This is a genomic window from Candidatus Thioglobus sp. (assembly GCF_029243085.1).
In the GTDB taxonomy this organism is placed as follows: domain Bacteria; phylum Pseudomonadota; class Gammaproteobacteria; order PS1; family Pseudothioglobaceae; genus Thioglobus_A.
This window is the reverse complement of record NZ_JAQWSS010000042.1, coordinates 1-25,944: the sequence shown is the minus strand read 5'-3', so window position 1 is coordinate 25,944 and position 25,944 is coordinate 1. Positions and strand designations below refer to the sequence as shown.

Below are 25,944 nucleotides of genomic sequence, written 5' to 3'. Positions count from 1 at the left end.
CAAATGAAAATGTTCTTAACACGAATGGGTTTCGGGTCAAAAATGGTGATCACTGGTGACATTACACAAATTGATTTATCCCGTCCTAATCAATCAGGGTTGCTACATGCAATGAAGGTTTTAGAAAATGAATCAAAGATTTCTTTTTGTCATTTTCATTCTAGAGATGTCGTTAGACACAAATTAGTACAGCGCATTGTTCAGGCGTACGAAATCTTTGAATAAGCAAGAAAAAATCATTGTCGGCCTTTCTGGCGGCGTTGACTCTTCAGTTGCAACGCTCTTGCTATTGGAACAGGGTTATGAAGTAGAAGCCCTGTTTATGAAAAACTGGGATGAGGATGACAATGATGGTTACTGTACAGCTGAACAAGACTTGTCCGATGCCCAAAAAGTGGCAGATAAGTTGGGTGTAAAACTACACACCAAGAACTTTTCGGCTGATTATTGGGATGATGTCTTTGAAGACTTTATTCAGGAGCACAAAAAAGGTAGAACGCCCAACCCAGATGTATTGTGTAATCAAAAAATAAAATTTAAAGTATTTCTTGATCATGCACTTTCACTCGGGGCGGATAAAATTGCTACTGGACATTATGCAAGAATTACCAATTTCGATGACAGTTATCAACTTAGAACTGGTCTAGATCATAACAAGGATCAAAGCTACTTTCTATATCTACTTGGTCAACTTCAATTAAGTAAAAGTTTATTTCCTTTAGGTGAGATTAGCAAAACTCGTGTCCGAGAAATTGCGAACAATAACGGCTTAATTACCGCAGATAAAAAGGATTCAACAGGGATATGTTTTATTGGTGAGCGCAATTTTTCTGAATTTTTACAGACTTACTTACCCAAACAGCAAGGTAATATTGTTGATGAAAACGGACAGTTTATTAAGCACCATCAAGGTTTAGCTTTCTACACCATTGGCCAAAGAAAAGGCTTGGAGATTGGTGGGGGTTTCAGCAACTCTCCAAAACCTTGGTTTGTGGCCGACAAGCGCATTAACACAAACGAACTTCTAGTTGTTCAAGGCGATCATCCTCTTCTATATCATAACGCCCTCACAACATCCAAATTACACTGGATTGGTACACAACCCACTTTACCCTTAGTTTGTCAGGCTAAGATCCGCTATCGTCAAGCATCACAAGAATGTACAATTAATGCTATTACTGATTCAGTCAAAGTAATCTTTAAAGAGCCGCAAAGGGCGGTAACACCAGGACAATCGATTGTCTTTTATCAAGATGATGTTTGTTTAGGTGGCGCTATTATCGAGCATAGGAATAATGAATAAACTAAAAAACCAAACTTTGGCGCTTGCGAGCATCTTGCAAAGTGCTGCATTAGTAGATCAACTTGCCTCAAGTGGTAGTTGCGATGTAGACGGCTCCAATGCAAGTTTAGCAAGCATTGTTGCTACTAGTGTACGTGTCAGTGATGTATTTGACTCTAAAGCCAAGCTATCTATTGGCATGACAACCTTAAGAGTGGCTTTAAGCAAGCAAACTAAATCCATTCAAACGATTGTTCTTTATGCATTGTCACTGATCAACCTTGAAAAGAAATTAATGAAAAACCCCGATTTGCTAGATACAATTACAGCCGAGATTAGTGCATTAAATAAACAAGAATTCTTTGAAATTACACACAGCAATTCCATTGCTAGATTAGGCGAGTTATACAAGAACACTCTAGGCGAACTTAATCCAAGAATTATGGTTAAAGGAGAGCAAGTGCATTTGACCAATCAACGTACTGCCAATCATATTAGGGCACTTTTATTATCTGGTATACGTGCTGTATCATTATGGAAATCTCAGGGAGGAAAAACTTGGCATTTAATTTTCAATAAACAAAAAATGTTAAAGGCAATTGAGGTGCTTGATAAGCCTATTTATTTGGTTAAAGATTAAATCATAATAAGTGCAATTAAATTTTGAATTGATACTAGACTTTTACTCACTAAGACTTTATAATTACGCCTTTAAATATTTAACACTTATATATCAAGATGGCTAATTCAGCAGGTTCAAAAAAACGCGCAAGACAAGCAACTAAACGCAACAAGCACAATTCACAAATTCGCGCTAAAGTTCGCACCTTTATTAAGAAAGTAACTTACGCATTAGAAGCTGGCAACAAAGAAGAAGCTCAAGGTGGTTTTGGTGCTATGCAGAAAATGATTGACCAGGCAGTCAATAAAGGCCTTATGCATAAAAACCAAGCAGCAAGAAAGAAGGCTCGCTTAAATGCTCAAATTAAAGCTTTGTAAAACACAGCGTTAACATTGCTATAATAAAGCCCTCATTTGAGGGCTTTTTTAATGCATAAAAAAACATGATTAACAACGAGGATAAGCAATTATTTAGAGCCAGTGTCAATGCAAACGTTCCGATTGATAAAGATGGCGATAATCACGCTAATAAAAAAACCAAACACACTGCATTTATTGCTTATAGCTATATTACCGAAGCACGCTTAAATGGCTCTGAAGTTGTTAGCCATGCCCAGAATGGACTCTCGCCTAAAATCATCAAAAAAATGAAACGTGGTAATATTGATTATGCACCAACACTAGATTTACATGGTCAGACCGTTGTTGAAGCTTGTGAATCGATGAGTCAGTTTATCTATCATCACCAACATGCAGAATTCATACATATTATTCATGGCAAGGGTTATCATTCAGAAAATGGCATGAGTATTTTAAAAACCCAGGTGGTGAGCTTCTTAAGGCAACATCCACAAGTAATAGCATTTAACTCTTGTCCTAATAAAGATGGTGGTAGTGGCGCTGTATTTGCTCTACTTAAACAATAAACTATGTTCAATTTAGATGAAATCTATACAGTATCTGACTTTTTATCGTTATGCAATCAGACCATTGAAGACAACATTCCTAGCTGTTGGATGCAGGGTGAGATTTCGAATTTAGCACGTCCTGCTTCTGGACATTGGTATTTTTCTCTAAAAGATAAAAAAACCCAGGTTCGTTGCGCCCTATTTCGACTAAATCAACGCAATATTAAATTTAATCCAGAAAACGGACTAGAAGTCTTAGTTCGCGCTTCACCAACCTTATATACAGCTCGTGGTGATTTTCAATTGATTATTCAACATGTTGAGCCTGTTGGCATTGGCAATCTTAATCTCGCCTTTGAGCAATTAAAAAACAAACTGTCCGAAGAGGGTCTATTTGACTCGACACATAAAAAAACTTTACCAACTGTGGTAAACACGATTGGTGTCATTTCCTCTTCGACAGGAGCCGTTATTCAAGATATTATTAAGGTTTTGCATAAGCGTTACCCGTTTGCTGAAATTTTACTATTTGATACCCAAGTACAAGGCGTCGGATCAGCGTATAAAATTTCTCAAGCCTTGCAAGCGGCAGATGATTCTAACCGATGTGATGTATTAATTTTAGCGCGTGGTGGTGGCTCATTAGAAGATTTATGGTCTTTTAATGAAGAATCCTTAGCGCGTATTATTTTTAATGTAAAAACCCCAATTATTAGTGGTGTTGGCCATGAAACTGACACCACGATTGCTGATTTTGTAGCAGATGTTCGGGCACCCACTCCAAGTGCTGCAGCCATGATAGCCACGCCTGATCGCCTGGAGTTGCTTTCACATTTAGTAAAATTATCAGATCAATTACAGCGTTACACCATACAAAACCACCAACATAAACAAGTTCATTTAGATCAATTAAGACTCAGAATTCCTTCACCTGATAAGACTGTTTACTATCTATCTCAACAATTGGATTATTTAACTCACCGATTAACTTCAAACGTTTCTCTGAGTGTTAATCATTATGAGTCAAGACTGGAAACATTGTTTGCTATTCTTAAACAACACTCGCCTAAAGAGCATATACAGCATTCTATGGCACTTAATAAATTATCAATGAATCAATTGAATCAACAAATCAATCGAATGATGGATCATCATACTAGTGTTTTGTTACTATTGAACGATCGACTTATCAAGGTAAGTCAACAGATCATCAACCACTATCAAAACATCTTGGCTAATCATGCTAACGCACTTGGGCACTTATCCCCACTAAGTACTCTTTCCAGAGGTTATAGTATTACCACAACTGCAGAAGACAAAGTGTTAACATCAGTCAGCAATATTAACACCAATCATACAATTACCACCCAACTGGTTGACGGAATTATCCACTCCAAGGTAGAAAAAATTGATAAAAAATAAATTACTCCTACTTTTATTCCTGCCATTCAGTGTAGTGGCAAACCTTAGTGTTATCAATACCCCTGTCCCTGGTGGTATTGCAGTAGTGGATTTTTATACAAATTACGCCAACCCAAAGGCTTTTTACAGTAATGCTCCTGTCTATATTCAACAGCTAGACAACACTCATTGGCAAGCACTAGTAGGCATTCCATTATTGGTCAAAGTTGGTGAAAAACAACTCATTGTGAAAGATTTAGCTAAACAAACAATACCGTTTAATGTTCAAGATCATGCCTATCAGGAGCAGCATATAACCTTGACAGGAAAAAAGAAAAAGTACGTCAACCCTAATCTTGCTCACATGGATAGAATTAAGCAAGAACGACCAATATTATCTAAGGCGCGTAAGACTTTCACCAATCAGACGTTTAATAATACAAAATTTATTCGACCTGTGCCTGGCATAACCACCAGCCCTTTTGGATTTAAACGCTTTTATAATGGCCAGGCTAGACGCCCACATACTGGACTGGATTATGCTGGAGAAATTGGCAGCCCCATTAAGGCGGCAGCTAGCGGGAGAGTCGTTATCAGTGATGAATACTTCTTTAATGGTAACACTGTGTTTATTGACCATGGTCAAGGACTAATTAGTGTTTATATTCATATGACCGAACGCTTCATCACTCCTGGAGAGTATGTTGGACAAGGTGATGTCATAGGCACTATTGGCCAAACAGGTAGGGCCACTGGCCCACACCTTCATTTTGGCATCTATCTTAATCAAACAGTAATTAACCCTAACTTACTTATTAATCATGAAATCTAACGTCTCACTACTACGCCGATTAGGTGCAATCGTCTATGATGTCTTTCTCGCTTTTTCACTGGTATTTTTTATCGGCATGATGATTATTGCTGTATTTGGTGAGATTGGTGATTTATTTTTATATCTAGTCACCCTGCCTAGTACCTATCTTTACTTCACCTTATCTTGGGTCAAAGGTAGGCAAACTATTGGCATGAAAGCTTGGAAGTTTCAAGTAATTCAACACAATAACCAGAATATCACTCATCGACAAGCATTTGTCAGATTCATCTTAGGGCTGGTTTCTTTTATGGCGTTTGGTTTAGGATTTGCTTATCAATTTTTTAACAAAGAGCGATTATGTTGGCATGACAAAATTTCAGACACCTTACTGACAAAAAATTAACTCACAACCTTGAAGATAAAATAAGCTATGATATAATACTATCAATATTTATAAGGAATATAAAACATGAGTTCAGCAAATAATAACACCGCTCTAAAAGGCCATATATTACAGATTAGCACAATGACAGTTACTCTATTTGCACCACTTGCTCTAATTATTCTCTCATATATCGGGGTTATATCTGGAACGGCTGAATATGTTGCAGCCTTTGGCGTTATTGCATCGACAATTTATATTGTTGGTGGCGGAATTTGGATGTTTACTCAAGATGCCAAAGATGGTAAAAATCTTGCAGATGGCTAGCAAGCTGATCAATACAATTTGAGCATTAAACTTCGTTTACAATCCGCTAAAAAAGGTAAAAAAAAGTCAAATAATTTATTTGGCTTTTTTTATCGACATTGGATTAGTATTATTCTAGCAATAATTTTAACTAGTCTGGTGCGTCAAAATTTCATTATTAATAATTTTCCTTTAGACATATATGAGAAACAAGACTCACTAACCAGAAACATTACTGAAAATAAAAAAATCACACGAGAAAACCACGAGCTGAAACTAGAATTGGCGGCTAAATCAAATCAAAAACTTGAAATCTTAGAGTCTATAGCTAGACAAAAATTTGGATTAATCAAGTCAAATGAAAAATACTATCAAATTAGCACTCCTGGTCAAGATTAACAATCCTTCTTGATAATAGTAAGTTTGTTATTTTAGGGCATCACCTAAGCTTGCTTTGGCTTGGGTATAATAAAATCAATCTATCAAATTTTTGAGTCCTATGTCAACTGACCATTGCTTTCTCATTATTCCTGCTGGTGGTGTTGGATCCCGCATGAAAGCTAAAGTCTCTAAACAGTACTTATTGCTTGATAATGGTTTAAGTGTACTCGACCAATCTCTAGCAACATTACTCCAACTTGGCCAAATTAAAGGTTGTGTCATTGCATTACCTAACCAAGATAAACTTTTTCAAGACTCTTATTTTTACAATCATCCTAAACTTTTGGCATTGGCTACGGGCGGAAAAGAACGATACCATTCTGTTCTCAATGCACTTGACGCCTTAAAGCCTCATGCTAAGGACAATGATTGGGTGTTAGTTCATGATGCAGCTAGGCCTTGTATAAATCCAAATGATGTTATTCAGCTTATAGATAAACTAAAAGATAGCCCGACGGGTGGCCTACTAGCTACTAGGGTTATTGATACTATCAAACAGGCAAATGCAAAGCTAGTGACAAATACAATTGACAGAAGCAATCTTTGGCAAGCGCAAACACCGCAAATGTATCGATTTGGTGTATTATTAAAAGCACTAACAGAAGCTAAAAATAACAACATTAATATTACCGACGAGGCAAGCGCTATTGAACATATGGGGTTACAATCCTTGCTTGTTGAATCCTCTAAAAGCAACCTGAAAATTACCACGCCAGAAGATTTAGCCTTGGCTAATTTTTACTTAAAAACTCAAACATCCTTATGAAATTTAAAACTGGCTTAGGGCAAGATTCACATGCTTTTGAATCAAATAAAAAACCGCTATTACTTGCAGGTATTAAATTTGATCATAACCAAGGTTTACGGGCTAATAGTGATGGTGATGTCGTACTACATGCGATTACTAATGCCATTTCATCTATCACAGGAGTCAATGTACTTGGCGCTACAGCAGATACACTGTGTCAACAGGGTGTTGTTGACAGTAGTGAATATCTAAAACTAGCTTTAACAGATTTAGATCATTGGATTATTCAACACGTCGCTATTTCTATTGAATGCTTAGTGCCAAAAATTACACCTAAGATTAATGAAATGAAAGCCAACTTAGCTCATATACTTAACATAACTGAAGAAGATATAGGCATCACGGCCACAACAGGAGAAGGTTTAACTGCTTTCGGCCAAGGTCAAGGAATTCAAGTTTTGTGCATTATTAGCGCCCTTCAAATATGAAAGACTTAAGAAAAGTTTCAAAATCAAGAATCAATAAGATCCATTTTATTGGCGTTGGCGGTTCAGGAATGAGCGGTATTGCTGAAGTATTGCATAATTTGGGCTATCAAATTTCTGGCTCTGATATAAATCAAAATAGCATTACTGATCGGCTGTCTAAGATGGGCTGCAATATTAGCTACCAACATCATCAAGACAACATCAAAGATGTACAGGCTGTGGTTGTCTCTAGTGCTATAAATCCACTTAATGTGGAACTCAAGAAAGCTCAACAATTGCATATTCCTATCGTTCCTAGGGCTGAAATGTTGGCAGAAATTATGCGCTTTCGTTTTGGTATTGCTATAGCTGGAACACATGGAAAAACTACAACAACCAGTATTGTTGCCCACATTCTAAATCAAGCGAAACTAGATCCTACTTATATTATTGGAGGAATTTTAAATTCAAATGGTATCAATGCAAAATTGGGTAGTAGCGACTATTTAATTGCTGAAGCTGATGAGTCTGACGCGTCATTCCTTCACTTACAACCAATGCTAAGTGTGATCACTAATATAGATGAAGATCATATGGCTACTTACAATAATGATTATCAACAATTAAAAGATGCCTTTGTAAGCTTTACCTCAAACCTGCCTTTTTATGGTGCCTGCATTATGTGTACTGACAATGAAGGTGTAAGCGATATCATTGATGATATTCATAGACCGGTTGTTAGCTATGGTTTTAATGCACATGCCGACATTCGTGCAACTAAGATCAAACAAATTGGTATGCAAATGCATTTTGAAGTCAACTGTACTCACAATACACAAAACTACCCAAAACCATTCGCTGTTAAATTAAATCTCATTGGGCGGCATAATATTTTGAACACGCTAGCAGCAATTGGTATTTGCTGTGAATTAGAAATTGATGTTAGTATTATTCAATCAGCACTCAATAATTTTTCAGGAGTTGCTAGAAGACTTGATTGTCATAATCAACTCACTATTCAAAATTGCCAAGTCGACTTGTTTGATGACTATGGTCATCATCCAGTCGAAGTCAGTGCTATTTTTGAATCGTTAAGAAATACCTTTCCAAATAGGCGACTGGTCGTTATTTTTCAACCTCATCGATACTCTAGAACTAAGGATCTTTTTGATGATTTTGCACGTGCCCTATCTACTGTCGACTGTTTAATCTTATTAGATATTTATTCTGCTAATGAACAGCCTATTGCTCAGATTACCAGCTCAATATTGGCTGAAGCCATCAGAAAACGATCTACATTAAATCCAGTTGTTATTAAAGATACACAGGAAGTGTTAAGTGTACTGCCCAATCTGATCGATCAAAATGATATTCTATTAACCTTAGGCGCAGGTGATATTCACGAACTTCCAGGTCTATTAAAATCGAGTTACGGTTAAGCAAGTTATGTTACGTTATAACGAATCTATGGCCTCACATTGTTCTTTACGAACAGGTGGGATGACGGATGAATTTTATATACCAGAAAGCATTCAAACACTAGTTGAGTTCTTACGAAAGAACATTAAACCAGTATTATTTGTTGGTCTTGGAAGTAATCTTTTGATTCGTGATCAAGGCTTTAAAGGGGTGGTTATTAAATTAACTCAACTCAATTCATTAACGATCAAAAATTCAGTCATCAACATAGGGGCAGGTACAACTCTGGCCAAATTATCTAGATTTACATCAACAAACAATTTACATGGCGCAGAATTCTTAAGCGCTATTCCGGGCACCGTTGGCGGGGCTTTGGCAATGAATGCAGGCGCCTTCGGCTTTGAATTTTGGCAATTTATTAATAGCGTACAAACCATTAATACCTCGGGTGAAGTTTATCAGCGCTACCCTAATGATTTTGATATTGGCTATCGTCAAGCAATTCCCAAGCATAAAGATGAATATTTTATTTCGGCTGAATTAATTTTTAATCATGAGAAGTCAAAACAAAGTATTAAACAATTATTAACCCAAAGAAACGCCTCTCAACCCATCGGCTTACCAAGCTGTGGCAGTGTCTTTAAAAATCCAGATAACCATTTTGCAGCACAGCTTATTGAGCAGTCTAACCTAAAAGGTTTTTGTATTGGAGGTGCTTGCATCTCTAACAAACACGCTAATTTTATTATTAATAATAACAATGCCAGTGCAAGTGATGTTGAAAATTTAATTTCTCACATTCAACAAACCGTAAAATCAAACTTTAATATTGATTTAGAAACCGAGCTTAAAATTATATGATTGCTGTATTAATGGGTGGAAATTCTGCCGAACGAGAGGTTTCCTTAAAAAGTGGCAAAGCTGTCTTCCAAGCTTTAAAAAAACAAAAAATAGATTGCTTTAGCTTTGATTGGAATGGCGATAATTTAGACAAACTTTGGTCAATAAAATTTGATTTAGCATTTATTGTTCTACATGGTCGTGGTGGTGAAGATGGCTTTATTCAAAAACAACTAGAAGACCGTCATATTGCCTATACGGGTTCGAATTCAGCATCAAGTGTCAATAGCATGAATAAATACCTTAGTAAGCAGATTTGGTTAGAAGCAGGACTACCCCTATCTCCTTCTATTTTAGTTAGTAAAAATCAATCAATACCCGATATCAACTTTCCCTTGCCTTGGGCAGTTAAGCCTGTCTGTGAAGGCTCTAGTATTGGCATTAGTAAAGTTTCTCAAACTTCACAATTACATGCTGCACTTGAGCTTGCTAGATGTTATGATGATCAGGTGCTTGTTGAGCAATGGATAGAAGGTGACGAATACACAGTAGCAATCTTGGGTAAACAACCTTTGCCTGTTATCAAAATTATTGCTGAACAAGATTTTTACAATTATAACTCCAAATATAATTCCAATACTACTCAGTATTTATGTCCATGTGACTTAAGTGAAGCTCAAGAATGTCATTTACAAGAACTTGCACTTAAAGCTTTCAATTCCATTGGCTCAAGTGGCTGGGGCAGAATTGATTTTATTGTTGATAAACACAACAATCCTTATTTATTAGAAATTAATACCGTTCCGGGCATGACTTCCCATTCTCTGGTACCTATGGCCGCTAAAGCCGCGAATATAAACTTTGAACAATTAGTTGAACAGATTACGAATGAAGTTTAAAAAGAGGAATAGACATAAATTATCACTATTCCAACATATAAAGCGTTGGCTTAAGCCAGTATCACTTCTATTACTTCTAGTATTAATTGGTTGGAATATTTATCACTATAATCCTGGTGATTCTCTCAAAGTGAACGCTAATTGGACGATTGACAACACTAAACTGGTTAGTCAAGAAGCGCTAGAAAAAAAGATTGAGCCATTGGTTAATGAATTATACCAATTAGATTTGCATGAAATAAAAACTGAATTAGAACGCCACCCTTGGGTATTAAAAGCACAAGTAAAGCGCTTATTTTGGGATTCAATTAGTGTTAATGTTAGCACTCATCAACCAGTTGCACTTTGGAAAAATATTGATTGTCAAAACAACCAACAACAAGATAACTGTCAAGGTTATATTACCACACAAGGAAAATTGATCACGCCGCAGAATTTGTTCTACCATCAGCCAAGTGAAAATACTCTCAATTTAATCGAATTACAATCTTCTTACAATCCAGATAAAAGCATATTATTACTCAATGATTATCGCGACTATCAAAAGATATTGAATGATATGAAAATAAACACGTTCATACGTAGTAATATTGATAGTTTAAGTATAGAGCCAAATATTACAGTTGTATTAGGCTATAGCAAACAATTACAACGCTTACAAAAATTTACAAAAATTTATAAAGAACTAAGAAAGAAAATTCCACTAAAGCGCCTGAAGAAATCCACTTACGATATGCGCTATCCCAAAGGATTTACTCTGAAGCATTAGCTTGAATTAGCTGATAACATAAAGCCAAATTAACCAGACTCCAATAAAAGACAATTACTTTAATTGTCCACGAAAACCCTTCAGGTAGACCAATAAAATTAAATAAGACAGTGGTTATCATTCCAATTAAAGCTGGAATAATAGCTTGTAATAAAAATAAATTAGCTTGCGAAACAAAGTTCAGATTCCATTTATATTTTGAAGGTTGTTGAACGGCAATATTGATAAAATTCAAGGTAATTGGAATAATTAAAAAATAGACAATCAGTTGTAAAAAGCCAATACCTGTTAGCATCACTGGTACGGTCGTTGCAAATCCTACAATTAACGTCAAACCGACAAATCGTGCAATCTGGCTAATATTAAAGATTGGCGTTGTAATCGACACACTGTCAGGACCTAAAATAACCAAACGATACATATTGATTGACAAACTTACATAGCCATACAAAAACAACAATAAATACAGCATTGTGCCTTCTGGCAACACTATATCGGTTATTTCGTTACCTTGAAATACCGTCTCCATTATCTGAAACATTTGCGGCAGTATCAATAGAAATGGCAAAGACACAGCAATTGGCACAATGGAAATTTCAAATATTTTTTTCCAATGAGTTAGTGCAAAGGCGAAACTAGCTAAGATAATTTTATTAATAGGAAGTGTGTTCATAGGGTTTATTTCATATTTGTATTAATCACATTAACCATAATGGTTAATTTTTGACCTGGCTGCAATAATTCTTCACTCAAATTATTCCACTGTATTATTTGGGCAATATTAACACCAAACTTCACAGCAATCACCGATAAATTATCACCATTTTTAACACGGTAGGATACTTTTCTATCAATATTAATACCTAAATCTGTGACTTTCGATAAGTCTAAATTAGTCTTTGAATAAGGTTGCCATAAAACTAATTTTTTACCCAATTTCAATGGCTCTGATCGCTTCAGATGATTCCATTTAACTAGACGATTGATCTCCACATGATACTTTTTGGCAATTAACCATAAACTATCGCCTGGGCCTACCGTATGAACAATCCTTAGTCCAGATTTTTTCGACTTTAACCGTTTTTCTTCTCGTTGAGATTCAGACAATAAGTATTCAACACCGTCTTTCTGTGCAATAGGCACGATTAAGTAATCTCCAACCTTTATCAAATTACTTTTTAATTTATTCACACTAATAATATGGCTAATGGTTGTTTGATGTTTCTGGGCAATAACACTTAAACTGTCATTCTGTCTAACTTGATAGCGTATCCATTGGAGTCTGTCAATATTTGGATTATCTTTCATTGCCTGTTTAAATAAGGCCATATTTTTATTTGGCAATAACAATGTGTAGTTACCTGTAGCAGGTGTAGCCCAACGCTTTAGAGCTGGATTTAATGTATACAATTCTTCTAGATCAATCCTTGCCCACTCAGAAATTAAAGCTAAATCAAATTGTGTATCAAGTTTGATAGACTGTACGACAGGCGCATTGACAATTGGCGTAATGCTTTGTCCATATTTTTCCGGATGTCGAATTAATTCTGTAACTGCCAGCAATCGTGGCACATATCCTTGCGTTTCTTTTGGTAGTTTTAAATGCCAAAAGTCTGTTGGCTTTCCTTGGGCTTTGTTATTTTTAATTGCTTTTTGTACACGCCCTGGTCCTGAATTATAAGCAGCAATAGCAAGTAGCCAATCTCCCTTAAACAGTTTGTTTAAATTTTTGAGATATTTAACGGCTGCCTTAGTGGATGCTAACACATCGCCTCTGGCATCATACCACCAATTATCTTTTAAACCGTATAGCCGACCTGTTGAAGGAATAAATTGCCACAACCCTGACGCTGTACCGTGGGAATAGGACCATGGATAATAAGCAGACTCAACAATAGGCAACAAAGCAATCTCTAATGGTAATCCCGCACGCTCTACTTCTTGTGTCACTAAATATAAATATGGGTCGGCACGCTTAGTAACTCGAGTTAAATATTCTGGATGCTTTTTAAACCAGTCAATATGCCAAAACAATTGCTTCTCACTAGGCACTTGCAACGTGGAGTGATTCACTATATAGCGCCAAAGATTCTTTTCAACTACTGGTTGTGGCGTGACAACAGTTTGACTTTGAGGTTTTGGCTTTTCTACATAAGTCTCGTTAATATGGCCTTGAGTACTACAAGCACTGAGAAAAACAAAAGTAGAGATAAATAATAACTTGATTAATCTTAAGATTTTGACCCGCCTGCACATTGTGGAGAAGCGGGCGCTGAATTTCTCATTTTCCACTCATCAGCTGTATACGTGTGCATTGCCAACGCATGTATATGGCCCAACTCCTCTTTAAATAATTGATTGATAAAACGATGTCTTGTAATTAAAGTTAAATCATCAAAATAATCACTTACAACAATTAATTTGAAATGTGATTCTGTTGCGGGTCCTGAATGATTACTTGACTCATTAATCACCTCTAAATAGCTCGGTGACAAGGCCACTTGAAGTTGTTCTGTTAGGTGTTGTTGCATACTGCTCATTCGTTACTCGCTTGATAGGCAAAATCGAAACTATCATTAAAAAAGTTATTCTCAAACATGCCTTTTTTAGCAAATGTATTTGCTGCAGATCTAACCATTTCAGGTGGTCCACAAGCGTAAACCTCATAGTTTGTCAATGTATCAAAGTCTGCAAGAATTACTTCATGCACGTAGCCTGTTCTACCCTCCCAAGACTCATCAGGTAATGATAACACAGGCGTGAAGCTAATGTTGTCATGAGTTTTGGCCCATTCACTTGGCAATGTCATGTATAAATCTTGCTCACTTCGAACACCCCAATAAACATGAATATCACGCTTACTTCCAGATTCAATAGCATGCTCAACCATTGCCTTTACTGGCCCAAATCCAGTGCCACCAGCCACCATAATCATAGGCTTATCACTACTTTCTCTTAGGTAAAAACTACCTTTAGGGCCTTCCATTTTTACTAAAGACTTTTCTTGCATTTCATTAAACACAAAATTTGTAAACTTGCCGCCAGAAATTAAACGAACATGTAGTTCAATTACCCCAGAATTATGTGGTGCGTTAGCAATAGAGAAAGCTCTAGGTTCAAAATCAGGATGAATTAAGTCAATATACTGTCCAGCTAGATATTGTAATGATTCGCTGCCTGGAATCTTTAGAACCACCTTGGCAACATCTGCATTTAAATGTTCAATCTGGCTAACTTTACAAGGCAGGGTCTTAACTTCAATATCAGCAACACTTTCTAGCTCAGTTACAACAATTGATAAATTGCTTTTGGCCTGACATTTACAAGGAAGAATCATATTGTCAGCAATCTCTTCAGCCGTCAAACCAGGAGGGTTTCCTTCTGCATAATCCACCTCACCCTCAATTAGCGTAGCCTTACATTTTCCACAAAAACCATTCCGACAGCCATAAGGAAAGCCAAATCCATTATTCATGGCGCCATTTAAAATTGTCTCCCCTTCTTGGATAGTAAAACAATTGCCAGTCGCTTGATTTTCTATTGTAAACATGTGTTTATTTTATAAATTTTTTGAATGCTGACATTATAATCTAGGTTAGTTATTATAAATGCTTACTAATATAAGGATCTTTGTGCCAATTCCACCTATTAATACTGTGCTTTTTTTAATGGGCCCTACCGCCTCAGGAAAAACAGATTTAGCCATTGAAATTAGCAAACATCTAAATTCAAGACTGATCAGTGTCGATTCTGCATTAATTTATCAAAATATGGATATTGGTACAGCAAAACCTAATAAAAAAACATTATCTGATCACCCTCACCATCTTGTTGATATCTGCAAACCGAGTGACACGTACTCAGCTCAGGATTTTGTGAATGATGCTACTGATCAAATCAAGCTAGCTTTTGCTAATAATGAATTACCTATTTTAGTCGGTGGAACCTCGTTTTATTTCAATGCCTTAGAATACGGCCTATCTGACTTGCCGGAATCTACATTTGCCTCTCGTGAGAAGTTTAATCAACTTTTGCATGAAAAAGGCTCTGCATCTCTCCATAAAGATCTTGAAACAATCGACCCAATAGCCGCTAAAAGGATTCACCCTAATGACGCTCAAAGAGTGACTCGTGCTCTTGAAGTGTTTGATATTAGTGGACAAACGTTAACAGCCTTACAAGGAAATAAACAGGGAGCACTTAACTGTCAAATCAAAAAAATCATTCTCATGCCTGATCGCGCATTACTCCATCAACGAATTAAAGCTCGCTTTCATTTAATGCTAAAACAAGGATTCATAGACGAAGTTAAAACTTTAAAGAAAGACGACAAGCTCCATGAAGATCTGCCTTCAATCCGATGTGTTGGCTACCGACAGGCTTGGCAATTTTTAAACAACGAGATAGATGAAGTAGAAATGATTGAAAGATCTATCATTGCAACACGTCAACTCTGTAAACGTCAAAGCACTTGGCTAAAAAGTGAGACTCAAGGATTAAAATTAAAGACTGCTAATGTTACAAAATGTTTGAATTATATCTGTAACCATTAGAAAACTGCTATCTCAAAACCGCTTGTTTGAACTCATTACCTCGATGCTCAAAATTATCAAACATGTCAAAACTAGCACAACCTGGCGAAAGCAATACCACACCGTTATCAATCATGCCTTTTGCCAATAATACTGCCTCTGCCATATCTTGCGCTTGAACAGTTTGTACTTGGCTAATACCCCTCTTAAAATCAGTTGCACTCTGACCAATTAACACCACACCTGCGATACTATGATCAATCAATTCAAATAAATCTTTATAACTTTCATTCTTGGCAACGCCACCAGCAATAAGAACAATATTTTCATATTTTTTAGTTAATGACTTTAGTGCGGTAATACTGGACAAGGCATTGGTTGATTTAGAATCATTATAGTAGTTAACACCTTGCTCACACGCAACCCATTCTAATCGATGCTCTAAACCTTTAAAATCTTTGATGCAATTAATCATCTCTGTCATATTCAAGCCAATCTGATCACCTAGTGCTAGCGCTGCCAGACTATTAGCTACATTATGCTCACCAATCAATTGCATATCATCAACATCCATTAGCACCTCATCACCTTTTAAAAGATAACAACTACCATGGCAGGTTACAGTGCCAAAATCCTGATCACATTTTGGCATATCCATACCAAAATGAATAGCAGGGGCTTTTTTTGGAATCAATGGATCATCACTATTAATAACCAAATATTGACAATATTGATGCAAACTTAATTTTGAGGCAATGTAATGCTCAAAACTATTGTATCGATCCAAATGATCAGGGCTGATATTAAGCACCGTACCTACAAGTAAATTTAAGCGTTTTGTGTAATCTAACTGATAGCTAGACAATTCAAGAATATAAAGCTCAACATCATCGTTTAAACATTCAAGTGCTGGCTTTCCAATATTACCGCCAATCGCTACTTTTTTACCACTTGTTTGAGCCATCTCTCCTAATAATTGAGTTACTGTTGATTTGCCGTTAGAGCCTGTAATACCAACAATAGGCGCTTGAGAATATCTGGAAAATAACTCGATATCGCTAGTAATTTCAATACCTTGTTCTTTTGCCCAGATAACAATGGATTCCGTTTGAGCAATACCGGGAGAAATAAACACTTCTTCGACCTGGTCTAACAATGATTGCTGCCAGTCTCCATTTGATGTCTCAATGTCTGGAAATTCTAGTAAGAAGTCTGATAGTTGTGTCGGCTGTTGACGCGAATCAGCAACTTTAAACTTAATATTTTGTTGGGCCAAAAATCGAGCAATAGAAAAACCCGTTACACCCATTCCTAAAACCAGTTTCATGCTATCGTCTTATTTTAAGTATAAAATAAGATTATTTTACACACTAACATCCTAGAGGATAAATTATGAATACTTTTTCAACAACAACAATTAGTAACGTTCAAGTTAAAAATAAAGTTCTATCAGATACCATGAGACTGCTGTCTTATACGCTAATCTTTGGCGGCCTAGCTTCTTGGTTTTCTATTGCTTCTGGTGCTGGATTTGGCTCAGCAATGATTAGCTCTATTGCCGCAATCGTGGTTATTTGGTTTGTTTTGCCAAAAACACAAAACAGTAACAAAGGTATTTTAACAGCATTTTCAGTGTCAGGCCTATTAGGCTATTCAATTGGTCCAATGCTATCACACTTTTTGGCCATGCCAAATGGTGCAGATTTAGTCATTCAGGCGCTTACCGGCACGGGTGTGGCTTTTTTTGCAATTAGTTTTTACGCTCAAAACACCAAAAAAGACTTTAGCTTTTTAAATGGTATGATTTTTTTCGCAATGATTGGTGTTATCGCCTTATCTCTACTTAATTTTTTCTTTATTGAATCATCAATTTTTAGTCTGTTAATATCATTTGCAGTGGTAATGCTAATGGGTGCATTTATGTTGAGTCAGATGTCAGCTATTATTAATGGCGGTGAAACCAACTACATCTCTGCAACTGTTGGCTTGTACTTAGCCCTTCACAACATGTTTACTAGCTTACTACATTTATTAGGCGCCTTCTCTAACGACGATTAATCATATCAATTAATCGTTATGATTGACAAAGAAGGCTACCGCGCCAATGTTGGCATTGTCATTACCAATGATAAACAACAGGTGCTGCTAGCTAAACGCTACAAGCAAGATTCTTGGCAACTACCCCAAGGTGGGATTGATCAAGGCGAAACTGACCTTGACGCCCTATTTCGAGAACTTAATGAGGAAGTTGGGTTAGCGGTGCACGATGTTCAAGTAATTGCTAAAACACCAAAATGGCTGCGCTATGATTTGCCTGATTGTCACATTAGGCGCTCTCAAAAACCTACCTGTGTTGGTCAAAAACAGGTGTGGTATTTACTACGCTTAACTGCAAATGAAGATAGCATTAGATTAGATACGCATGCAGATGTTGAGTTTGATGATTGGGTTTGGGTAGATTACTGGCATCCTATTGAAGAAGTTATCGATTTTAAAAAGCCAATTTACGAAGACATGCTTAAAGCTTTAGCACCCGTTTTGTTTAACAATCAACATAAAATCCCCTCACATTACTCACGTCCACTTAAATGTAGCGCCATTATCTTGAACAAAGCAAAATAAAACCATTAGAACAACTATAACTATCAACATGCAGTTGGTATAATTCGACCCTATTAGGCATTTTTTAAGGATTAAGTTACGTGAATATTGGAATTTTAGGTTTGGGCACTGTTGGTGGTGGCGTTGTAAATGTTTTAAGCAAAAATGAAAATGAGATTTTTGCACGCACAGGTGAAAAGATCGACATTACTCATGCAGCTGTAAAAAGCATTGCCGAGCCTAGAATTTGTGCTGATGGAGACATTAACATCACAGAGGATGCTTTCGAGCTTGTCAACAACCCTGGTATAGATGTTATTTTGGAGCTCATTGGTGGTACAACGATTGCCAAAGATTTAGTTGTTACTGCTATTAATAATAACAAGCACGTTATCACAGCAAACAAGGCGCTAATTGCAACTCATGGCAATGAATTATTAAACTTAGCCAAAGAAAAGAATGTGCATTTACTGTTTGAGGCTGCTGTTGCTGGTGGAATTCCAATTTTAAAATCACTAGAGCAAGGGCTAAGTGCTAATAAAATTGAACTTGTTGCTGGCATCATTAATGGCACAGGAAATTTCATCCTTACAGAAATGCGTGATAAAGGCAGAGACTTTGCTGATGTCTTAAAAGAAGCTCAAGAATTAGGTTATGCTGAAGCTGATCCAACCTTTGATGTAGAAGGTATTGATGCGGCACATAAGCTTGCTATTCTAGCCTCTATTGCTTACGGCTGTGATTTGCAAATGGATAAAGTATCTACTGAAGGCATTAGTGAAGTTAGTGGAGAAGATGTTAGTTTTGCCAATGAACTCAACTATTCAATTAAACACTTAGGTATCGCCAAGAAAGTTAATGGTGAACTGCAAATGCGCGTACATCCAACATTAATTCCAAAAACTCAATTGTTGGCAAATGTTGATGGTGTAATGAATGCTGTATTAATCAAAGGCAATGCAGTAGGCCCAACACTCTACTATGGTGCTGGTGCTGGCGATGAAGCCACTGCAAGTGCGGTTATTGCCGACCTAGTTGATATTATCAAAAATACAGTTAGTCATGATGTTTTGGGCTGGAAAGACTTAATCGAAATTCCAAATTGCAATCCAGATGATATTAAAAGTGTTTTCTATCTACGCTTATTAGCAACTGACAAACCAGGTGTGTTAGCTGACATTACCGCCACACTCGCACAACATGATATTAGCGTTGAATCAGTTATACAAAAACAAATTGACAAACAAAATAATGCTCATATCGCCATTATTACTAACAATGTTAAAACAGCTACATTACAAGCAGCAATAACAGAAATTCAAAACCATGAATTCATCCAAGAGGATGTTAAAATTATTCATGTAGAAAACCTTGATTAAGGAGAAAATATTATGAGATACACAGGACTAATTGAAAATTACCGTGACAGACTTCCTGTTGATGATTCCACAAAACTTATCAGCCTTGGCGAGGGTAACACCCCATTAATTCGATTAGAAAATATCCCCTCTTTACTAGGTAAAAACGTTGATATTTATATTAAATACGAAGGTCTAAACCCAACTGGATCTTTTAAAGACCGTGGAATGACTATGGCAGTTACCAAAGCGGTTGAATCTGGCTCTAAAGCAATTATTTGTGCCTCAACTGGTAACACTTCTGCTGCAGCCGCCGCTTACGCTGCTAGAGCAGGTATCAAGGCTTTTGTACTCATTCCTGAAGGAAAAATTGCTTTAGGGAAATTAGCTCAAGCTATGATCCATGGTGCGGTCATTATTCAAATCAGAGGTAACTTTGATGATGGTATGCGATTAGTCAAAGAAGTTGCTGACCATGCACCTGTGTCTATTGTGAACTCAATCAATCCATACCGTTTACAAGGTCAAAAAACCGCTGCATTCGAAATTATTGAAGAATTAGGTGATGCACCAGACTACCACTGTCTACCCGTGGGTAATGCAGGCAATATTTCAGCACACTGGATGGGCTATAAAGAATACCATGAAGATGGTAAAGCTGTCAAAACACCGAAAATGGTCGGTTATCAAGCGGCTGGTGCCGCGCCTTTTGTTAAGGGAGAAATGGTTGATAATCCAGAAACTATTGCCACTGCTATTCGCATCGGACATCCGCAAAGTTGGGATCTAGCACATAAAGTTGAAACTGAATCTAATGGTTGGTTTGATGCGTTATCAGATGAAGAAATTCTGGCGGCACAAAAACTATTAACTGAGCAAGAAGGTATCTTTTGTGAACCGGCGTCTGCCACCTCACTTGCTGGCGCTATGCGTGACATTAAAAGCGGCAAGATTAAAGAAGGCTCAACCGTCGTATGCACACTGACAGGACATGGGCTGAAAGATCCGGACACTGCTATCTCTCAATGTAGTGATGAAATGATTAACATTAATCCTGTTATGAGTGAAGTGCGAGACGCTATTTTGAATAACATGTAATCGCAAGCACTGGACATTAAGTTTAGTGCAAAATTATAAGATAGCTTATGCCATATCAAACAATCGATCAAACCATAGGTAATACCCCCTTAGTTGAATTGCAACGTCTCAATCCGAATCCATCTAATACTGTTTTATTAAAATTAGAAGGTAACAATCCGGCTGGATCAGTCAAGGATCGTGCTGCTTATAATATGATTACACAAGCAGAATCTAGAGGCACTATCAAACCTGGGGACACGTTGATTGAGGCTACTAGTGGCAACACGGGTATTGCACTCGCAATGGTTGCAGCCATTAAAGGCTATAAAATGATGTTGATTATGCCTGAGAATTTATCTCAGGAGCGTCGTGACGCAATGACTGCTTATGGCGCAGAACTATTAATTGTCACTGAACAAGCAGGCATGGAGGGTGCTCGAGACTTAGCTGACAAATTAGAATCTGATGGTAAAGGATTGCAATTAGATCAGTTTTCAAATCATGACAACTCTGGCGCCCATATTAATACAACAGCTGAAGAAATCTGGCAAGACACCCAGGGAGAAGTTACTCATTTTGTTTCTGCAATGGGAACCACTGGCACCATTATGGGTGTATCCAATACACTTAAGAATAAAAATCCTGACATACAAATTGTTGGCGTTCAACCGGAAGATGGCTCTCAAATTGCCGGCATTCGTCGTTGGACAAAAGAGTATTTACCCAAAATTTTTGACGCCACAAGAGTGGATTCTATGATGGATGTATCACAATCTAGCGCTGAACAAACCACGCGTGATTTAGCCACTAAAGAAGGTATATTTGCTGGTGTATCAAGTGGTGGCGCTGTATCAGCAGCTTTGGAACTATCTTCACAAATCAATAATGCAACTATTGTTACTATTGTATGTGATCGAGGCGATCGATATCTTTCAACTGGTCTGTTTAACATCCAGTAAGTCATGAAAAAATATATCTCACATCAGTTTCCACGTGAGTTAAAAATCTACATTACCCTCTTGGTTGCCAGCATTGCAACCATAATTATTATTCTTTATTTCTTGCAAATAGCTGAATATGCTCATTTCATATTTCAAAAGATTGTTAAAGATAATACTTATTTAAATTTACTAATAACACCACTTATTTTTATCACTGTCATTTATATTGATAGAAAATATTGTCATTTTGTTGGCGGTAGTGGCGTTCCACAATTAGTTGCTGCAAATGATTCTCGTAACAAAAAAATACGCTTACAACTGTTATCAATTCCTATTGCGCTGATTAAGATACTCTTAGTATCTGTGGCAACAATTGGCGGTGCATCGATCAGTTTTGGTGGGCCTAGTGCGCATATTGGAGGATCTATTTTTTATCATTTTGCACATTTAATCAAAATTAAGCGTAAATTTCTAATACATAGTTTTATTGCAATTGGTGGCAGTGCGGGACTAATTATCGCTTTTAACGCCCCTATTGCAGGATTTTTATTTGCTTATGAAGAGATTGGAAGAAAATTAAAGAAGCAAATGTTACTACTGATCGCCTTCTTCTCTGTCATTGTCTATCTAATATCATCTTTCTATTATCAACAACAAGTTTACTTAGCAAATCTTGCGCATTTATCAATTGATTTATCTTTAGCTTATCAACTTATTCCCTTGATAATTCTATGTGCGGTATTTGGAGGATTGTTTGCAAAAAGCGCAATTTTTCTTATCAACCAATTTGCTTTAAGAGAATTAAAAAAAGTCTTGTTTTTTGTTTTTGGATTGGCACTGATTGTTGCCTTGTTAAACATTTTAACTAATGGACAAACGGCCGGCTCTGGCTATGACCAAACACAACAACTATTATCAGGACAAACTGTTACACCATATTTTGCATTGGCTAAATTTTTAGCCTCATTGGCATCGTTTGTAACCACTGTTGCTGGCGGTATCTTCATGACTAGTATTAGTATTGGTGCAGCAATTGGCGCTGAAATCATAAATTTTATAGAGGTCAAACCACAAATTGTAATGATTATTGCGAGTATTGCCTATTTAAGTGCTGTCATCAGGGCGCCTTTAAGCTCCACTTTTCTAGTACTAGAAATGACTAGTTCATTTAACTTGCTATTTGTTGCAATTATCGCTGGTTATATCAGTAGCTTTATCTCTAAAGCTATATGCAGACAAGCGCTTTATGAAAGTTTGGCCGATAGCTATCTAAGTATTAGTCACAACACATTTAAAAAGGTCTGACAATCGCTAAAATAACAACTGCTACTAATATTAGCACTGGAAACTCATTGAACCAGCGATAAAACACATCTGAGCGCGTATTATTGTCTTGTTTAAAAGTTTGTAATAATCGTCCACAATAAAAATGATAAACAATTAATAGCGCTACTAAAGCTAATTTAACATGTAGCCAATATTGAGTCTGATAAAACTCCCAAGTGTTAACAGCCATCCACACCCCTAATACAACAGTTAATATCATGCTGGGGGTCATAATGCCACGATAAAGCTTTCGTTCCATTACTTTAAAACGCTCAATACTAATTTTATCTTGACTCATTGCATGATAAACAAACAGGCGCGGCAGGTAAAACAAGGCCGCAAACCAAGTTATAACACTAATTATATGAAAAGCCTTGATCCACAACATTTTATTTTTTTCCTTTATTAACAACTAAGATTAACTCTCAACCATTATAGTAAAATAAAAATTAATTTTTGTTTACTTTATTTCAATTGAAACAATACCGAGAAATACCTTATAACTATACATCATTTTCCGATAAAGAAATTGTATGTCGCTTTCTAGGCATTAAAGCCTGGGATTTATTAGAATCTTTACGTACAGATCGTAACACGGGTCGTAGTGCGCGTATGTTATTTGAAGTATTGGGTGATATGTGGGTAGTTGATAGAAACCCTTATCTTCAAGAAGATTTAATTAAAAACCAGCGCCGTTGGAAATCACTGATTGAAGCCCTAAACTCGCGTCTTGACTTGATACGAAATCGTGCTGAAAACAATACTAAAGTGCTTAGCTTACTTCAAAATACTGATGAGGCAGTTGCTAAGTTTGAGCGCTGTTTAAGTGACTTTAAACAAAATAAAAGACGCATTAAAAAAGCCTTTCTAAAAGTAACGCATAATAACAATATTCGTTTCGATGCACTTTCACGCTCATCTCATGCAACAGATGCGACTGATTGGCGAGTAGAGTATCCGCAAGTTGTTATTACGCCTGATACAGAATTTGAAATATCAGCCATCGTTAAAACTTGTATTGAACTTGGTTTGACCATTGTGCCTCGTGGTGGTGGCACTGGCTATACAGGTGGCGCTATACCTTTACATGCGCAAACAGCTGTTATTAACACGGAAAAATTAAGTTTTATAGGTGGTATTAAAACAGTAGATGGTATGCGTAGTGTTAATGTTGGTGCAGGTGTTATTACCAAGCGAGTTAGCGAACTAGCTGCTAACAATAATTTGGTGTTTGCAGTAGATCCAACCTCTCAAGATGCTTGTACTATTGGTGGCAATGTAGCCATGAATGCCGGTGGAAAGAAAGCGCTGAGATGGGGAACCACTATTGACAACCTACTTTCTTGGAAAATGGTCATGCCCGATGGCTCATGGTTGCAAGTTGAGCGTTTGGATCACAATCAGGATAAAATCCAATTACTTAAGTCGGTCAGATTTAAAATTAATACACTAAAGACTGATGCTAAGACCATTCTAAGTAGTCGCATACTTGAAATTAGCGCCAAGAATATGCGTAAAAGCGGCTTAGGAAAAGATGTAACTAATAAGTTTCTTGATGGCTTACCCGGTATCCAAAAAGAAGGTTGTGATGGTTTCATCACTTCTGCTGAATTTATCCTACACCAGCCTCTTGAGCATATCAATACACTCTGCTTAGAGTTTTTTGGTCATGACTTAAAGGCAGCCGTCTCCACTATTGTTGACATTAAAGATCTAATTGATAACGCCAAAGAGGTTGATTTAGTTGGTATGGAACATCTTGATGCTCGCTATATCAAGGCAGTTAATTATACCACTAAGGCCAATAAAGCCGAATTGCCAAAAATGGTACTATTGATAGATATTTCAAGCCATCAACAATCTGAGCTTGATGAATACATTAATCAGATCAATGCCATCACTCTTAACAAAGAAGGCGAGTGTTTTGTTGCTAAAGCGGCTAACAAAAGACAAGTTTTCTGGAAGGACAGAGCTAATACAGCTGCAATTGCTGCACATACTAACGCTTTTAAAATCAATGAAGACGTTGTTATTCCATTAGACAAATTAGCCGATTATAACGATGGCATAGAACACATAAATATTCGACTATCGATTGAAAACAAACTAGACACATTGATGGATGTTCGACATTATTTATCTAATATCGATGTCAAAACGCAACTTATTAAAGACAAAACAACTGCAGCACTTGAATTATTAGATCGTATTAGTACCCAGTGGCGAGAAATTCTTGAGGATTTAGACAATATAGCTTTATTCAAACAAATACAAACTGCACAGCGTGTTATTTCTTACATGAATGAGTTTGCTCACCCTCTTAACGACTTGCTCATGGGTGATATCTTTACTCAAATACGACAAGATATCAAAAAAATTCACGCAACTCATCGAAATGTTCGCCTTTTTGTGGCTACTCATATGCACGCTGGTGATGGCAATGTCCATACTAACATTCCAGTTCATTCTCACAATGCTGAAATGTTAAAAAAAGCAGAATTAGTGGTAGATGATATTATGTTATTAGCTGCTAATTTGGGTGGTGTCATTTCAGGAGAACATGGTATTGGTTTAACTAAATATCAATACCTTTCCGACGAATTCAAACGTGAATTCGAACAATACAAAGCTGAAATTGATCCCAATAACCATTTCAACAAAGGTAAGCTCATGCCAGGTAGTGGTCTTAATGGCGCCTTTACCCCATCATTGCACTTAGTAGAGCAAGAAGCATTAATTCTTGAAAGTAGTGAGATTGGCGAAATCAACGATATGGTTAAATCTTGTTTACGTTGTGGAAAATGCAAGG

General features: G+C 36.8%; 30 protein-coding genes. 24 read left to right on the top strand and 6 right to left on the bottom strand.

The features are described from left to right. From P8M52_RS02535 to P8M52_RS02460, 16 genes are all read left to right on the top strand, one after another. Window positions 1-225: PhoH family protein (locus P8M52_RS02535; RefSeq protein ID WP_300306853.1), on the top strand; the 225-nt coding region annotated here is incomplete at its 5' end. Further along, window positions 218-1,303: a tRNA 2-thiouridine(34) synthase MnmA gene (gene mnmA, locus P8M52_RS02530; protein WP_300306850.1), complete on the top strand. Its 1,086-nt coding sequence runs from the start codon at window positions 218-220 to the stop codon at window positions 1,301-1,303. The genes P8M52_RS02535 and mnmA, both read left to right, overlap by 8 nt. After that, window positions 1,296-1,922 (top strand): high frequency lysogenization protein HflD, encoded by a 627-nt coding sequence (hflD, locus tag P8M52_RS02525; protein WP_300306848.1) that lies wholly within the window; start codon window positions 1,296-1,298, stop codon window positions 1,920-1,922. Before mnmA ends, hflD begins: the two co-directional genes overlap by 8 nt. Before the next feature lie 98 nt (window positions 1,923-2,020). Further along, on the top strand, window positions 2,021-2,281 hold the full coding sequence (gene rpsT / locus P8M52_RS02520) for a 30S ribosomal protein S20 (protein WP_300306846.1): 261 nt from the start codon (window positions 2,021-2,023) through the stop codon (window positions 2,279-2,281). A 65-nt stretch (window positions 2,282-2,346) separates the two neighbouring features. Further along, window positions 2,347-2,829, top strand: coding sequence for a Smr/MutS family protein (locus P8M52_RS02515; RefSeq protein ID WP_300306844.1), 483 nt, complete (start codon window positions 2,347-2,349; stop codon window positions 2,827-2,829). Window positions 2,830-2,832: 3 nt separating this feature from the next. Beyond that, window positions 2,833-4,233: an exodeoxyribonuclease VII large subunit gene (xseA, locus tag P8M52_RS02510; RefSeq protein WP_300306841.1), complete on the top strand. Its 1,401-nt coding sequence runs from the start codon at window positions 2,833-2,835 to the stop codon at window positions 4,231-4,233. Window positions 4,234-4,267: 34 nt separating this feature from the next. Then, complete coding sequence (locus P8M52_RS02505; RefSeq protein ID WP_300306838.1) at window positions 4,268-5,044, top strand: peptidoglycan DD-metalloendopeptidase family protein; 777 nt, start codon at window positions 4,268-4,270, stop codon at window positions 5,042-5,044. Further along, the gene (locus P8M52_RS02500; protein WP_300306835.1) at window positions 5,034-5,429 is read left to right on the top strand and encodes an RDD family protein; all 396 of its coding nucleotides are present in this window, start codon (window positions 5,034-5,036) and stop codon (window positions 5,427-5,429) included. The genes P8M52_RS02505 and P8M52_RS02500 overlap by 11 nt, the downstream gene beginning before the upstream one ends. Window positions 5,430-5,495: 66 nt before the next feature. After that, window positions 5,496-5,735, top strand: a complete 240-nt coding sequence (locus P8M52_RS02495; RefSeq protein ID WP_300306832.1) for a hypothetical protein — start codon at window positions 5,496-5,498, stop codon at window positions 5,733-5,735. An 18-nt stretch (window positions 5,736-5,753) separates the two neighbouring features. Continuing rightward, window positions 5,754-6,113, top strand: coding sequence for a septum formation initiator family protein (locus P8M52_RS02490; RefSeq protein WP_300306829.1), 360 nt, complete (start codon window positions 5,754-5,756; stop codon window positions 6,111-6,113). 100 nt (window positions 6,114-6,213) lie between these two features. Next, entirely contained in the window at window positions 6,214-6,921 is a 708-nt protein-coding gene (gene ispD / locus P8M52_RS02485) for a 2-C-methyl-D-erythritol 4-phosphate cytidylyltransferase (protein ID WP_300306827.1), read from the top strand. Beyond that, window positions 6,918-7,391: a 2-C-methyl-D-erythritol 2,4-cyclodiphosphate synthase gene (ispF, locus tag P8M52_RS02480; RefSeq protein WP_300306824.1), complete on the top strand. Its 474-nt coding sequence runs from the start codon at window positions 6,918-6,920 to the stop codon at window positions 7,389-7,391. Before ispD ends, ispF begins: the two co-directional genes overlap by 4 nt. Beyond that, window positions 7,388-8,809 (top strand): UDP-N-acetylmuramate--L-alanine ligase, encoded by a 1,422-nt coding sequence (gene murC, locus P8M52_RS02475; RefSeq protein WP_300306821.1) that lies wholly within the window; start codon window positions 7,388-7,390, stop codon window positions 8,807-8,809. Before ispF ends, murC begins: the two co-directional genes overlap by 4 nt. Before the next feature lie 28 nt (window positions 8,810-8,837). After that, window positions 8,838-9,650 carry a UDP-N-acetylmuramate dehydrogenase gene (gene murB / locus P8M52_RS02470; RefSeq protein WP_300306819.1) on the top strand — a complete coding sequence of 271 codons (813 nt, stop codon included), beginning with the start codon at window positions 8,838-8,840 and terminating at the stop codon, window positions 9,648-9,650. Then, window positions 9,647-10,528 (top strand): D-alanine--D-alanine ligase, encoded by an 882-nt coding sequence (locus tag P8M52_RS02465; RefSeq protein WP_300306816.1) that lies wholly within the window; start codon window positions 9,647-9,649, stop codon window positions 10,526-10,528. Before murB ends, P8M52_RS02465 begins: the two co-directional genes overlap by 4 nt. Further along, the gene (locus P8M52_RS02460; RefSeq protein WP_300306814.1) at window positions 10,518-11,297 is read left to right on the top strand and encodes an FtsQ-type POTRA domain-containing protein; all 780 of its coding nucleotides are present in this window, start codon (window positions 10,518-10,520) and stop codon (window positions 11,295-11,297) included. Before P8M52_RS02465 ends, P8M52_RS02460 begins: the two co-directional genes overlap by 11 nt. On the opposite strand, the gene P8M52_RS02455 is transcribed toward P8M52_RS02460, so the two are convergent. Genes P8M52_RS02455 through P8M52_RS02440 form a run of 4 tightly spaced genes read right to left on the bottom strand, consistent with a single transcriptional unit; the run spans window position 11,281 to window position 14,847 of the window. After that, window positions 11,281-11,970 carry a hypothetical protein gene (locus P8M52_RS02455; RefSeq protein WP_300306812.1) on the bottom strand — a complete coding sequence of 230 codons (690 nt, stop codon included), beginning with the start codon at window positions 11,968-11,970 and terminating at the stop codon, window positions 11,281-11,283. The genes P8M52_RS02460 and P8M52_RS02455 overlap by 17 nt on opposite strands. Before the next feature lie 5 nt (window positions 11,971-11,975). Next, window positions 11,976-13,553, bottom strand: coding sequence for a LysM peptidoglycan-binding domain-containing protein (locus tag P8M52_RS02450; protein ID WP_300306810.1), 1,578 nt, complete (start codon window positions 13,551-13,553; stop codon window positions 11,976-11,978). Beyond that, complete coding sequence (locus P8M52_RS02445; protein ID WP_300306808.1) at window positions 13,529-13,837, bottom strand: BolA/IbaG family iron-sulfur metabolism protein; 309 nt, start codon at window positions 13,835-13,837, stop codon at window positions 13,529-13,531. The genes P8M52_RS02450 and P8M52_RS02445 overlap by 25 nt, the downstream gene beginning before the upstream one ends. Beyond that, a complete protein-coding gene (locus tag P8M52_RS02440) occupies window positions 13,834-14,847 on the bottom strand; it encodes a CDP-6-deoxy-delta-3,4-glucoseen reductase (RefSeq protein ID WP_300306806.1) in 1,014 nt (337 codons plus the stop codon). The genes P8M52_RS02445 and P8M52_RS02440 overlap by 4 nt, the downstream gene beginning before the upstream one ends. Window positions 14,848-14,965: 118 nt before the next feature. On the opposite strand from P8M52_RS02440, the gene miaA reads away from it, so the two are divergent. Continuing rightward, window positions 14,966-15,850 (top strand): tRNA (adenosine(37)-N6)-dimethylallyltransferase MiaA, encoded by an 885-nt coding sequence (miaA, locus tag P8M52_RS02435; RefSeq protein WP_300306854.1) that lies wholly within the window; start codon window positions 14,966-14,968, stop codon window positions 15,848-15,850. 7 nt (window positions 15,851-15,857) lie between these two features. Here miaA and murD read toward each other — a convergent pair whose 3' ends face one another. Beyond that, window positions 15,858-17,156 (bottom strand): UDP-N-acetylmuramoyl-L-alanine--D-glutamate ligase, encoded by a 1,299-nt coding sequence (gene murD, locus P8M52_RS02430; RefSeq protein WP_300306804.1) that lies wholly within the window; start codon window positions 17,154-17,156, stop codon window positions 15,858-15,860. Window positions 17,157-17,221: 65 nt separating this feature from the next. Between murD and P8M52_RS02425 the strand changes: the two genes are divergently transcribed. From P8M52_RS02425 to P8M52_RS02400, 6 genes are all read left to right on the top strand, one after another. Further along, window positions 17,222-17,887 (top strand): Bax inhibitor-1 family protein, encoded by a 666-nt coding sequence (locus tag P8M52_RS02425; RefSeq protein WP_300306802.1) that lies wholly within the window; start codon window positions 17,222-17,224, stop codon window positions 17,885-17,887. 18 nt (window positions 17,888-17,905) lie between these two features. Next, complete coding sequence (locus P8M52_RS02420) at window positions 17,906-18,451, top strand: RNA pyrophosphohydrolase (RefSeq protein ID WP_300306799.1); 546 nt, start codon at window positions 17,906-17,908, stop codon at window positions 18,449-18,451. An 80-nt stretch (window positions 18,452-18,531) separates the two neighbouring features. Beyond that, window positions 18,532-19,809: a homoserine dehydrogenase gene (locus tag P8M52_RS02415; RefSeq protein ID WP_300306796.1), complete on the top strand. Its 1,278-nt coding sequence runs from the start codon at window positions 18,532-18,534 to the stop codon at window positions 19,807-19,809. A gap of 12 nt (window positions 19,810-19,821) precedes the next feature. Then, window positions 19,822-20,886, top strand: coding sequence for a threonine synthase (thrC, locus tag P8M52_RS02410; protein WP_300306794.1), 1,065 nt, complete (start codon window positions 19,822-19,824; stop codon window positions 20,884-20,886). 47 nt (window positions 20,887-20,933) lie between these two features. Beyond that, window positions 20,934-21,827, top strand: coding sequence for a cysteine synthase CysM (gene cysM, locus P8M52_RS02405; RefSeq protein ID WP_300306792.1), 894 nt, complete (start codon window positions 20,934-20,936; stop codon window positions 21,825-21,827). A 3-nt stretch (window positions 21,828-21,830) separates the two neighbouring features. Continuing rightward, window positions 21,831-23,114, top strand: coding sequence for a chloride channel protein (locus P8M52_RS02400; RefSeq protein ID WP_300306789.1), 1,284 nt, complete (start codon window positions 21,831-21,833; stop codon window positions 23,112-23,114). Here P8M52_RS02400 and hemJ read toward each other — a convergent pair. Continuing rightward, complete coding sequence (gene hemJ / locus P8M52_RS02395) at window positions 23,101-23,523, bottom strand: protoporphyrinogen oxidase HemJ (RefSeq protein WP_300306787.1); 423 nt, start codon at window positions 23,521-23,523, stop codon at window positions 23,101-23,103. The two genes, P8M52_RS02400 and hemJ, sit on opposite strands and share 14 nt — an antisense overlap. 86 nt (window positions 23,524-23,609) lie before the next feature. On the opposite strand from hemJ, the gene P8M52_RS02390 reads away from it, so the two are divergent. Beyond that, window positions 23,610-25,944 (top strand): DUF3683 domain-containing protein (locus P8M52_RS02390; RefSeq protein WP_300306785.1); only part of this gene is annotated, 2,335 nt, incomplete at its 3' end.

Coding starts and splice junctions, on each gene's coding strand:
- P8M52_RS02450 (WP_300306810.1), bottom strand. CDS start 13,553: ATGTGCAGGCGGGTCAAAATCTTAAGATTAATCAAGTTATTATTTATC.
- cysM (WP_300306792.1), top strand. CDS start 20,934: ATGCCATATCAAACAATCGATCAAACCATAGGTAATACCCCCTTAGTT.
- P8M52_RS02445 (WP_300306808.1), bottom strand. CDS start 13,837: ATGAGCAGTATGCAACAACACCTAACAGAACAACTTCAAGTGGCCTTG.
- P8M52_RS02420 (WP_300306799.1), top strand. CDS start 17,906: ATGATTGACAAAGAAGGCTACCGCGCCAATGTTGGCATTGTCATTACC.
- murC (WP_300306821.1), top strand. CDS start 7,388: ATGAAAGACTTAAGAAAAGTTTCAAAATCAAGAATCAATAAGATCCAT.
- thrC (WP_300306794.1), top strand. CDS start 19,822: ATGAGATACACAGGACTAATTGAAAATTACCGTGACAGACTTCCTGTT.
- murB (WP_300306819.1), top strand. CDS start 8,838: ATGGCCTCACATTGTTCTTTACGAACAGGTGGGATGACGGATGAATTT.
- rpsT (WP_300306846.1), top strand. CDS start 2,021: ATGGCTAATTCAGCAGGTTCAAAAAAACGCGCAAGACAAGCAACTAAA.
- P8M52_RS02425 (WP_300306802.1), top strand. CDS start 17,222: ATGAATACTTTTTCAACAACAACAATTAGTAACGTTCAAGTTAAAAAT.
- ispD (WP_300306827.1), top strand. CDS start 6,214: ATGTCAACTGACCATTGCTTTCTCATTATTCCTGCTGGTGGTGTTGGA.
- P8M52_RS02440 (WP_300306806.1), bottom strand. CDS start 14,847: ATGTTTACAATAGAAAATCAAGCGACTGGCAATTGTTTTACTATCCAA.
- hflD (WP_300306848.1), top strand. CDS start 1,296: ATGAATAAACTAAAAAACCAAACTTTGGCGCTTGCGAGCATCTTGCAA.
- P8M52_RS02400 (WP_300306789.1), top strand. CDS start 21,831: ATGAAAAAATATATCTCACATCAGTTTCCACGTGAGTTAAAAATCTAC.
- ispF (WP_300306824.1), top strand. CDS start 6,918: ATGAAATTTAAAACTGGCTTAGGGCAAGATTCACATGCTTTTGAATCA.
- P8M52_RS02495 (WP_300306832.1), top strand. CDS start 5,496: ATGAGTTCAGCAAATAATAACACCGCTCTAAAAGGCCATATATTACAG.
- P8M52_RS02460 (WP_300306814.1), top strand. CDS start 10,518: ATGAAGTTTAAAAAGAGGAATAGACATAAATTATCACTATTCCAACAT.
- P8M52_RS02500 (WP_300306835.1), top strand. CDS start 5,034: ATGAAATCTAACGTCTCACTACTACGCCGATTAGGTGCAATCGTCTAT.
- xseA (WP_300306841.1), top strand. CDS start 2,833: ATGTTCAATTTAGATGAAATCTATACAGTATCTGACTTTTTATCGTTA.
- miaA (WP_300306854.1), top strand. CDS start 14,966: ATGGGCCCTACCGCCTCAGGAAAAACAGATTTAGCCATTGAAATTAGC.
- hemJ (WP_300306787.1), bottom strand. CDS start 23,523: ATGTTGTGGATCAAGGCTTTTCATATAATTAGTGTTATAACTTGGTTT.
- P8M52_RS02515 (WP_300306844.1), top strand. CDS start 2,347: ATGATTAACAACGAGGATAAGCAATTATTTAGAGCCAGTGTCAATGCA.
- P8M52_RS02465 (WP_300306816.1), top strand. CDS start 9,647: ATGATTGCTGTATTAATGGGTGGAAATTCTGCCGAACGAGAGGTTTCC.
- P8M52_RS02455 (WP_300306812.1), bottom strand. CDS start 11,970: ATGAACACACTTCCTATTAATAAAATTATCTTAGCTAGTTTCGCCTTT.
- murD (WP_300306804.1), bottom strand. CDS start 17,156: ATGAAACTGGTTTTAGGAATGGGTGTAACGGGTTTTTCTATTGCTCGA.